This window comes from Pseudomonas sp. PB120 (genome assembly GCF_009761815.1).
Classification (GTDB): domain Bacteria; phylum Pseudomonadota; class Gammaproteobacteria; order Pseudomonadales; family Pseudomonadaceae; genus Aquipseudomonas.
Genome location: NZ_RWIN01000115.1, coordinates 35,801 through 44,589 on the forward strand (window position 1 = coordinate 35,801; position 8,789 = coordinate 44,589).

An 8,789-nucleotide genomic window follows, 5' to 3' on the forward strand; every position below is an offset into this window, starting at 1 on the left:
GACTGGTTCGGGGTTTTTTTTGTATCACATCCCTCCTTGTAGCAGCTGCCGAGCCCGCGAGGCTGCGTCCGACTGCGAAGCAGTCGCCATGCCGGACCGAGCCCAACGCAGCCTCGCAAGCTCGACAGCTGCTACGGTCTGCATCGCTCCAATCCGGGGTGTGTAGACTTTTTGTAGCCATTTGTAGCAATAACCTTCATTCCCTCTTCGTTTACCGCTAGTCTGCGGACATCTGCAACGCCGCCAACAGCAATCCAAACAAGAGCCGGCCATGACTGATCTGTCCCCACTTCCGGGCCCTGCAAGCATCGCCGTCGCGGCACTGGACGGACGCTTTTTTCGGCCTCCGTTGCCCGACGGCCATGTGCTGCGGCCTCGCCTGTGCGAGCGCCTGAGTGCCGGTCTCGGTGGCAGGTTGTTGCTGGTCAGCGCTCCGGCGGGGTTCGGCAAGAGCTCATTGGCGGTGGAGTTCTGTCAGAGCCTGCCGGCGCATTGGCAAAGTCTTTGGCTGGGGTTGAGTCCACGGGACAGCGACCCGGGTCGCTTTCTTGAGCGCTTGCTCGAAGGCCTTCAGGACTATTTTCCGCAGCTCGGTCGGCAATCCCTCGGGCTGCTGAAAATGCGCCAGCGACATCAACCGTTCGCCTTTGAAGAATGGCTGGACGGTTTGCTCGATGAGCTGGCCGTGCATTTGCTGCCGACGGCGCCACTGCTGCTGGTACTCGATGACTACCATCTGGCCCAAGGCCCGGTGCTGGATCGCTGCCTGCAATTTTTCCTCAATCATTTGCCCGATGGCTTGCTGGTGATGGTCACCAGCCGCCAGCGCCCGGACTGGCATCTCGCGCGTTTGCGTCTGTCACGGCAACTGCTGGAATTGAATGAGCAGGACCTGCGCCTGACCCATGACGAAGCCCTGACCCTGCTCGATCGGCATAGCAGCTCCCTGCGCGGCGAAGCACTGGAGAGCTTGATCCAGCGCAGTGAAGGCTGGGTCGCCGGGTTGCGTTTCTGGCTGCTGGCGGCCTCCGAAGCAGGCACCCAGGGTGCATTGCCCCAGGCGTTGCACGGTGGGGAAGGGCTGATTCGCGATTACCTGCTCGAAGAAGTGATCGATTGCCTGCCTCCGGAAGTGCAGTCCTTCCTGTACGACACGGCCCCGCAGGAGCGTTTTTGCAGCGAGCTGTGCGACGCCGTTCGCGAAGCCCACGACAGCGCCGAGATCCTGCGATTCCTGCTGGCCCATCAAGTGTTCCTGGTGCCGCTGGACGAAAACGGTCACTGGTATCGTTATCACCATCTGTTCTCCGACCTGCTGCGCACCCGGCCGACAGCTCAGGCGATAGTGCCGGCAGCCAGCCTGCACCTGCGCGCCTGCCGCTGGTTCAATGCCCAGGGGCTGCTCGATGAAGCGGTCGAACAGGCGTTGCGCGCCGGGCACCTGGATGTCGCGGCGAACCTGGTGCAAAACCTTTCTGAAGAACAGCTGCTGGCCGAACAAAACGTCGGCATGCTGCTGCGCTGGAAAATGGATTTGCCTGACAGCCTGCTGATCAGCACTCCACGGCTGATCGTGCTCTACAGCTGGGCGTTGGGACTGGCTTGCCAGCTGGACGCCGCCGAGGAGTTGGCCAGCCACTTGAGCCGCTTCCTGCCGGCGCCATCCGCCACCGCGCAGAAATCCATGCTGGCGCAATGGCTGGCCTTGAGTGGCATCGTCGCGCGCGGTCGCGGCAATCGCGAACTGACGCTGCTCTATTGCACCGAAGCGCTGGAGAGCCTTCCGGCCAAGCGTTACGGTCAGCGGCTGATGTGCCTCTCGACTCTGTCCAACCTGGCCATTGCCGACGGCGACTTGTGGCGAGCCCGCGCGTTGAATCGCGACTCCCTGGAATTGGCGCAGCGGGTCGGTAACCCGCTGTTCGAAGCGCTGGCCCATTACGACCGCGCCCGGGTGCTGCAAGCGCGCGGCGAAGTCCTGCGTTCGCTCGATGAAGTCCGACAGGGGCAGCAGCGTTTGCAGGGGTTATCCCCGCAACGGCTTTACGCGGTGCGCGCTCGACTGACCCTGTACGAGGGGTTCCTGCTGGCCATGCGTCTGCAACCCCATGCCGCCCGGATACGGCTGCAGATCGGTTTGAATGAGGCACGCGCCTGTCGCGATATCAGCGTATTGATCGGCCATTGTGTGATCGCCAGGCTTGAAGGCAGCAGCGGGGAGTATGCCAAGGCGTTCGCCGAACTCGCCGAAGCCGAACGACTGATGCACATCTGGGACGTGCCGCCGATCTACTACCTGGCGATGATTACCCTGGTCAAATGCGAACTCTGGCTGGCCCAGGGCCGCACGGATCTGGCCGAGGCCTGGTTGGCGCGACTGGGCCAGACCTACACGGGCGAGCACGCGGCAGCCCCCCCGGAGTTTCATCCGCAGTTGCCGTTACACATCGAATTGCAGCAGGCCTTGCTCGACGTTATTCAGAACCAGCCGATGCTGGCCGAAGGGCGATTGAATGCGCTGCTCGAGAATGGCCAGCAAACGGGCAGGCAAATGCTCAGTGTCATGGCGCTGGCGCAGAAAGTAACGTTATTGCTGGGTCGCGGGCGTGAGCCTGAAGCACGCAAGGCTTTGAGTCTGGCGCTGGAAGCCGCGGCCGGGGGCATCTTGCAACCCTTTGAGGGGTTGTTGGCCGAACACCCGGACTGGCTGCGCGGACAACTCCAGCTCAATGCGCCAACCACTATTTCGCAGAGCCTGTGCGAAAAACTTCCGATCATGGCATGCCGTCCGGCGCTGGAGTCAGCGTCGGCGGCGGAACAACTCAGCACACGGGAACTGGCCGTCCTGCGGTTGATTGCACAGGGCTGCTCCAACCAGGAAATCAGCGACCAGCTGTTCATCTCCCTCCACACCGTGAAAACCCATGCCAGTCACATCAACAGCAAGCTTGGGGTAGAACGGCGCACGCAAGCCGTAGCGCGGGCCAAGGAATTGGGTGTGTTGGGTTAGGGATTTGCGCGGTGACCGCAGAGGGGCTGCCGCAATTTTATGCCAGAATTGGCCATCCAGATTTTTCCAGAGTGTGCCCCATGTCCCTGCAGCCTACCCTTATTCGCGAAACTTTCCCCGTCGGCCCGTTGCAGTGCAACTGCACGATCATCGGCGATCCCGTGACGAAAAAGGCCATTGTGGTCGATCCGGGTGGCAATCATGAGCTGATTCTGGCGCGGCTCGACGCACTGGGCCTGAAGGTGGTCAGCATCATTCATACCCATGCGCACCTGGACCACTTCCTGGCCTCCGGCCAGCTCAAGGAGAAAACCGGCGCAACCCTGCACCTGCACAAAGAAGATCAATTTCTGTGGGACAACCTGGAAATGCAGTGCCAGATGTTCGGCGTGCCTTACACGCCGGTGCCATCGCCGGATCGCTGGCTGGCCGACGATGAAGAACTGGCCTGGGGCTGCGGCGTAGCGTTGCACACACCCGGTCATACACCCGGTTCCATGAGCTTTTGGTTTGAAGAGGCTAAGCTGCTGATTGCCGGTGACACGCTGTTTCGTCGCGGGGTAGGGCGCACGGATTTGTGGGGTGGCGATCAGGCGACCATCGTGCGTTCGATCAAGCAGCGGCTGTACACCCTCGATGAGGAGGCGACGGTCGTGACCGGGCATGGCCCCGATACACGTCTGGGCGATGAAATGCGCGAAAACCCTTTTGTTCGGGCCTGATCTGTCGATGTGAACAGGCGCGCGGAATTTTTTTGGTCTGAAACGATCCAACGCCCGCAAAGGCCCGATGCCTGAGTCCGTTGCACCACAGAATGCAAAAAGTAGGAGCTCTTCATGTTCACCATGCGTCCTTTGATAATTGTCGCTACGGCAGTCGCCTTGTTATCTGGCTGCGCCTCGCCTAACCCTTACGACAGCCAGGGACAAGCCGACAGCGGCTCCCAGGGGATGAGCAAAACCGCCAAGTACGGCGGTCTCGGCGCTCTTGCCGGTGCGTTGGCCGGTGCCGCCATCAACCACGATAACCGTGGCAAGGGCGCGCTGATCGGCGCCGCGGTGGTGGGTGCTTCTGCCGCCGGTTACGGTTACTACGCCGACCAGCAAGAGAAAAAACTGCGCGCCAGCATGGCCAACACCGGTGTCGAAGTGCAGCGCCAGGGCGATCAGATCAAGCTGATCATGCCGGGTAACATCACGTTCGCCACCGATTCGGCGAATATCGCCTCGAGCTTCTACCAGCCGCTGAACAGCCTGGCGGGTTCGCTCAAGGAATTCAGCCAGAACCAGATCGAAATCGTTGGCTACACCGACAGCACCGGCAGCCGTCAGCACAACATGGACCTCTCTCAGCGTCGTGCGCAGAGCGTGGCGACTTACCTGACCTCGCAAGGCGTGAGCGGTGCCAACCTGTCGGCGCGTGGTGCCGGTCCGGATAACCCGATTGCCAGCAACGCTGACGTCAATGGCCGGGCGCAGAACCGTCGCGTTGAGGTCAACCTGAAGGCGATTCCTGGCCAGCAGTATCCACAGCAGTAAGCGCAGCCCCTTTACCTCTGACTGAACCCCAGACGTAAAAAAGAACCGCCCGATCCTCAACAGATCGGGCGGTTTTTTTTGTGTGTTTGTTCTGGCCTCATCGCGAGCAGGCTCACTCCCACAGTTGGAATGCATTCCAACTGTGGGAGATCGGGCGGTTTTTTTTGTGTCGTTTGTTTTGGCCTCATCGCGAGCAGGCTCACTCCTACAGGGGAATGCATTCCAATTGTGGGAGCGAGCCTGCTCGCGATGGCGTCAGTCCAGACAACAAAAAATCCTCAGAAACAAAAAAGCCCCCGGACAATCACTCATCCTGGGGCTTTTTCATGGCGCGCTAAACCTGATTACTTCTTCAGGCCGTAATGCTCGTCGAGCATGCCCGGCGCGTTCGGGGCTTTCGGTGCGTAGTCGCGAGGCGGTTCCTGGTTGCGCGGTGGCGTCAGGCGTTCCCGTGGGGCCACTGCCGCGTCGGCGTGCAGGGAGGCCAGCAGGCGTTGGCGAGTCTGCTCGTCCAGCGCCAGGCGGTTGGCGCCCTCGGCGAGATGATCCTGCACTTCCTGATAGCTCTGAGTCAGTTTCTTGACCAGGGTGGCAGTGCTGTTGAAGTGGGTGACCACCTCGTTCTGATAACTGTCGAAACGTTCCTGAATGTCATCCAGCTGACGCTGGGTGCTGCTCGGCGCGGCGTTCGGCACCAGGCGAGCGATCAGGAAACCAATGGCGACACCCACAACCAGGGCAAGAGTCGGCAACAACCAAACTAAGAGCGAGTGTTCCACGAGTCCTTCCTCTATAAACGGCTTTGCTTTACGTTAACGGCTCGAACCTGCGCTGTATACCGCGATTCACTCGCAATAGATTGGCACAGACAATTTGCTAGACGAGTCGACCCGATTTGAGGTCACGGAGTTCCTTCCTTGCTTATGCGCGAAACCCCTGTAGTGATTGATGGCCCGGTGGGTCAACTGGAAGCCCTTTATCTGGACAATGAGCAGCCCCGCGGCCTGGCGCTGATCTGCCATCCCAATCCGGTGCAGGGCGGCACCATGCTCAATAAAGTGGTCTCGACCCTTCAGCGCACCGCGCGCGATGCCGGTTTGATTACCTTGCGTTTCAACTACCGGGGCGTCGGCGCCAGCGAAGGCTCGCACGACATGGGCACCGGTGAGGTCGACGACGCTCAGGCAGCGGCCGCGTGGCTGCGGGCGAAACATCCCGACTTGCCGTTGACCCTGTTCGGTTTCTCCTTTGGTGGATTTGTTGCAGCGAGTCTCGGCGGACGCCTGGAAGCGAAGGGCGAGCAGCTCAAGCATTTGTTCATGGTGGCCCCGGCGGTAATGCGCCTGGGAGGGTACGATCAATTGCCCCAGCAGGGCGAACTGACCCTGATTCAGCCAGAAACCGACGAAGTCATCGATCCGCAAGCCGTCTACGACTGGTCCGAACAACTCCAGCGCCCCCATGAGCTGCTGAAAGTGGCAGAATGCGGACACTTTTTTCATGGCAAGCTGACCGATCTCAAGGATCTGATCCTGCCGCGTCTTTCGAATTGATTGCAGTCTGACAAGCGATTACCCATGACGACTCGTACCCGTATCCTCACCGGCATTACCACCACCGGCACGCCGCACCTGGGCAACTACGCCGGCGCCATCCGTCCGGCGATCCTGGCCAGCCGCGACAGCAATGCCGATTCGTTCTACTTCCTGGCCGACTACCACGCCCTGATCAAATGCGATGACCCGCTGCGCATCCAGCGCTCGCGTCTGGAAATCGCTGCGACCTGGCTGGCCGGTGGCCTGGATGTGGATCGCGTGACCTTTTACCGACAGTCCGACATTCCGGAAATCCCCGAACTGACCTGGCTGCTGACGTGCGTTGCCGCCAAGGGCCTGCTCAATCGCGCCCACGCCTACAAGGCGTCGGTGGACAAGAACGTCGAAACCGGCGAAGACCCGGACGCCGGCATCACCATGGGTTTGTACAGCTACCCGGTGCTGATGGCGGCGGACATTCTGATGTTCAACGCCCACAAGGTGCCGGTCGGTCGCGACCAGATCCAGCACGTTGAAATGGCCCGCGACATTGGCCAGCGCTTCAATCACCTGTTTGGCCAAGGCAAAGAATTCTTCACCATGCCCGAGGCGCTGATCGAAGAAAGCGTCGCCACGTTGCCAGGTCTCGACGGTCGCAAGATGTCGAAAAGCTACGACAACACCATTCCGTTGTTCAGCAGCGCCAAGGAAATGAAAGACGCGATCTCGCGGATCGTCACCGACTCCCGCGCGCCGGGCGAAGCCAAGGATCCGGACAATTCGCACCTGTTCACGTTGTTCCAGGCATTCGCCACCCCGGCGCAGTCCGACGAGTTCCGCAGCGAACTGTTGCAGGGCCTGGGTTGGGGCGAGGCGAAGAATCGCCTGTTCCAGTTGCTGGACAGCGAGCTGGGAGAATCCCGCGAGCGTTATCACCAGTTGATCGAACGCCCGGCAGACCTGGAAGACATCCTGCAGATCGGCGCCAAAAAGGCCCGTTCCGTGGCGACGCCGTTCCTCCACGAACTGCGCGAAGCGGTTGGCCTGCGTTCTTTCGTCGCCCAGACCCAAGTCGCTGCCACGACCAAGAAGAAAGCCGTGAAAGCCGCGCGTTTCGTCAGTTTCCGTGAAGACGATGGCAGCTTCCGCTTCCGTCTGCTGGCGGCCGACGGCGAGCAACTGCTGTTGTCGCGCAACTTCGCTGACGGCAAAACCGCAGGTCAGGTGACCAAGCAACTGCAAGCGGGCCAGCCTCTGGATGTGCGCAGTGAAGACCTGAGCTTCAGTGTCTGGCTGGAAGGCGAGTGCGTTGCCGACAGTCCGGCCTTCGCCGACAGCGCGGCTCGTGACGTTGCCATCGACGCTCTTCGAGTTGCTCTGACGCCGGTTCAGGAATAATCAGCGGCTCGGTCCGACCAAGGGCCGATTGCCATTCTCACGGGCCATCGCTACAGTGACGGCCCGTTTTTGTTGCCTTGCTAACGAATTATGACGCCCCTAGAACGATATCAAGCTGATCTGAAACGCCCGGAATTCTTCCATGACGCCGCGCAGGAAACGGCCGTGCGCCATTTGCAGCGCCTGTACGACGATCTGGTCGCGGCCTCGGAGAGCAAACCGGGCCTGTTCGGCAAACTGTTTGGCAAGAAAGAGCAGGCGCCAGTCAAGGGCCTGTACTTCTGGGGCGGCGTGGGCCGTGGCAAGACTTACCTGGTCGACACCTTCTTCGAAGCGCTGCCGTTCAAGGAAAAAGTCCGGACGCACTTCCACCGCTTCATGAAGCGCGTGCACGAAGAGATGAAGACCCTCGGCGGCGAGAAAAACCCGCTGACCATCATCGCCAAGCGTTTCTCCGACGAAGCCCGGGTGATCTGCTTCGACGAATTCTTCGTGTCTGATATCACCGACGCGATGATCCTCGGCACGCTGATGGAAGAACTGTTCAAGAACGGCGTGACCCTGGTCGCGACGTCGAACATCGTCCCGGACGGTCTGTACAAAGACGGCTTGCAGCGTGCGCGCTTCCTGCCGGCCATCGCGCTGATCAAGCAGAACACCGAGATCGTCAACGTCGACAGCGGCGTTGATTATCGTCTGCGTCACCTCGAACAAGCGGAGTTGTTCCACTTTCCGCTGGACGAAGCGTCCCACGAAAGCCTGCGCAAGAGCTTCCGCGCGCTGACGCCGGAATGCACTGCGGCCATCGAAAACGATGTGCTGATCATCGAGAATCGCGAAATCCGCGCCTTGCGCACTTGCGATGACGTGGCCTGGTTCGACTTCCGCGAACTGTGCGACGGCCCGCGCAGCCAGAACGATTACATCGAACTGGGCAAGATCTTCCATGCCGTGTTGCTTAGCGGTGTCGAGCAGATGAGCGTCACCACCGACGACATCGCCCGACGCTTTATCAACATGGTCGACGAGTTCTACGACCGCAACGTGAAGCTGATCATTTCCGCTGAAGTCGAGCTCAAAGACCTCTACACCGGCGGTCGTTTGAACTTCGAGTTCCAGCGTACCCTCAGCCGCCTGCTGGAAATGCAGTCCCACGAGTTCCTTTCGCGGGCGCACAAGCCGTAAGACAATTCAGAAAATGAAAAAGGGCCTGCAAATGCAGGCCCTTTTTTTATGTGTTTGTCCCCTGTAGGAGTGAGCCTGCTCGCGATAGCGGTGTGTCATTCAACATCTCTATTGAATGACACA

Annotated in this window: 7 protein-coding genes; 6 read left to right on the top strand and 1 reads right to left on the bottom strand. The window is 60.2% G+C overall.

From position 1 onward, the window contains the following. The first annotated feature begins 271 nt into the window (after positions 1-271). From EJA72_RS21240 to EJA72_RS21250, 3 genes are all read left to right on the top strand, one after another. Positions 272-3,010 (top strand): LuxR C-terminal-related transcriptional regulator, encoded by a 2,739-nt coding sequence (locus EJA72_RS21240; RefSeq protein ID WP_157713331.1) that lies wholly within the window; start codon positions 272-274, stop codon positions 3,008-3,010. Between the two features lie 80 nt (positions 3,011-3,090). Beyond that, positions 3,091-3,732, top strand: a complete 642-nt coding sequence (locus EJA72_RS21245) for an MBL fold metallo-hydrolase (RefSeq protein WP_157713332.1) — start codon at positions 3,091-3,093, stop codon at positions 3,730-3,732. A gap of 114 nt (positions 3,733-3,846) precedes the next feature. Then, positions 3,847-4,548 (top strand): OmpA family protein, encoded by a 702-nt coding sequence (locus EJA72_RS21250; RefSeq protein ID WP_157713333.1) that lies wholly within the window; start codon positions 3,847-3,849, stop codon positions 4,546-4,548. A gap of 344 nt (positions 4,549-4,892) precedes the next feature. Here EJA72_RS21250 and EJA72_RS21255 read toward each other — a convergent pair whose 3' ends face one another. Then, positions 4,893-5,327 carry a YhcB family protein gene (locus EJA72_RS21255; protein ID WP_046048272.1) on the bottom strand — a complete coding sequence of 145 codons (435 nt, stop codon included), beginning with the start codon at positions 5,325-5,327 and terminating at the stop codon, positions 4,893-4,895. 144 nt (positions 5,328-5,471) lie between these two features. Here EJA72_RS21255 and EJA72_RS21260 point away from each other — a divergent pair, with 144 nt between their 5' ends. From EJA72_RS21260 to zapE, 3 genes are all read left to right on the top strand, one after another. Beyond that, a complete protein-coding gene (locus tag EJA72_RS21260; protein ID WP_157713338.1) occupies positions 5,472-6,101 on the top strand; it encodes an alpha/beta hydrolase in 630 nt (209 codons plus the stop codon). A 24-nt stretch (positions 6,102-6,125) separates the two neighbouring features. Further along, positions 6,126-7,481, top strand: a complete 1,356-nt coding sequence (locus tag EJA72_RS21265) for a tryptophan--tRNA ligase (protein ID WP_157713334.1) — start codon at positions 6,126-6,128, stop codon at positions 7,479-7,481. A 90-nt stretch (positions 7,482-7,571) separates the two neighbouring features. Further along, the gene (zapE, locus tag EJA72_RS21270; protein ID WP_157713335.1) at positions 7,572-8,666 is read left to right on the top strand and encodes a cell division protein ZapE; all 1,095 of its coding nucleotides are present in this window, start codon (positions 7,572-7,574) and stop codon (positions 8,664-8,666) included. The last annotated feature ends 123 nt before the right edge of the window (positions 8,667-8,789 follow it).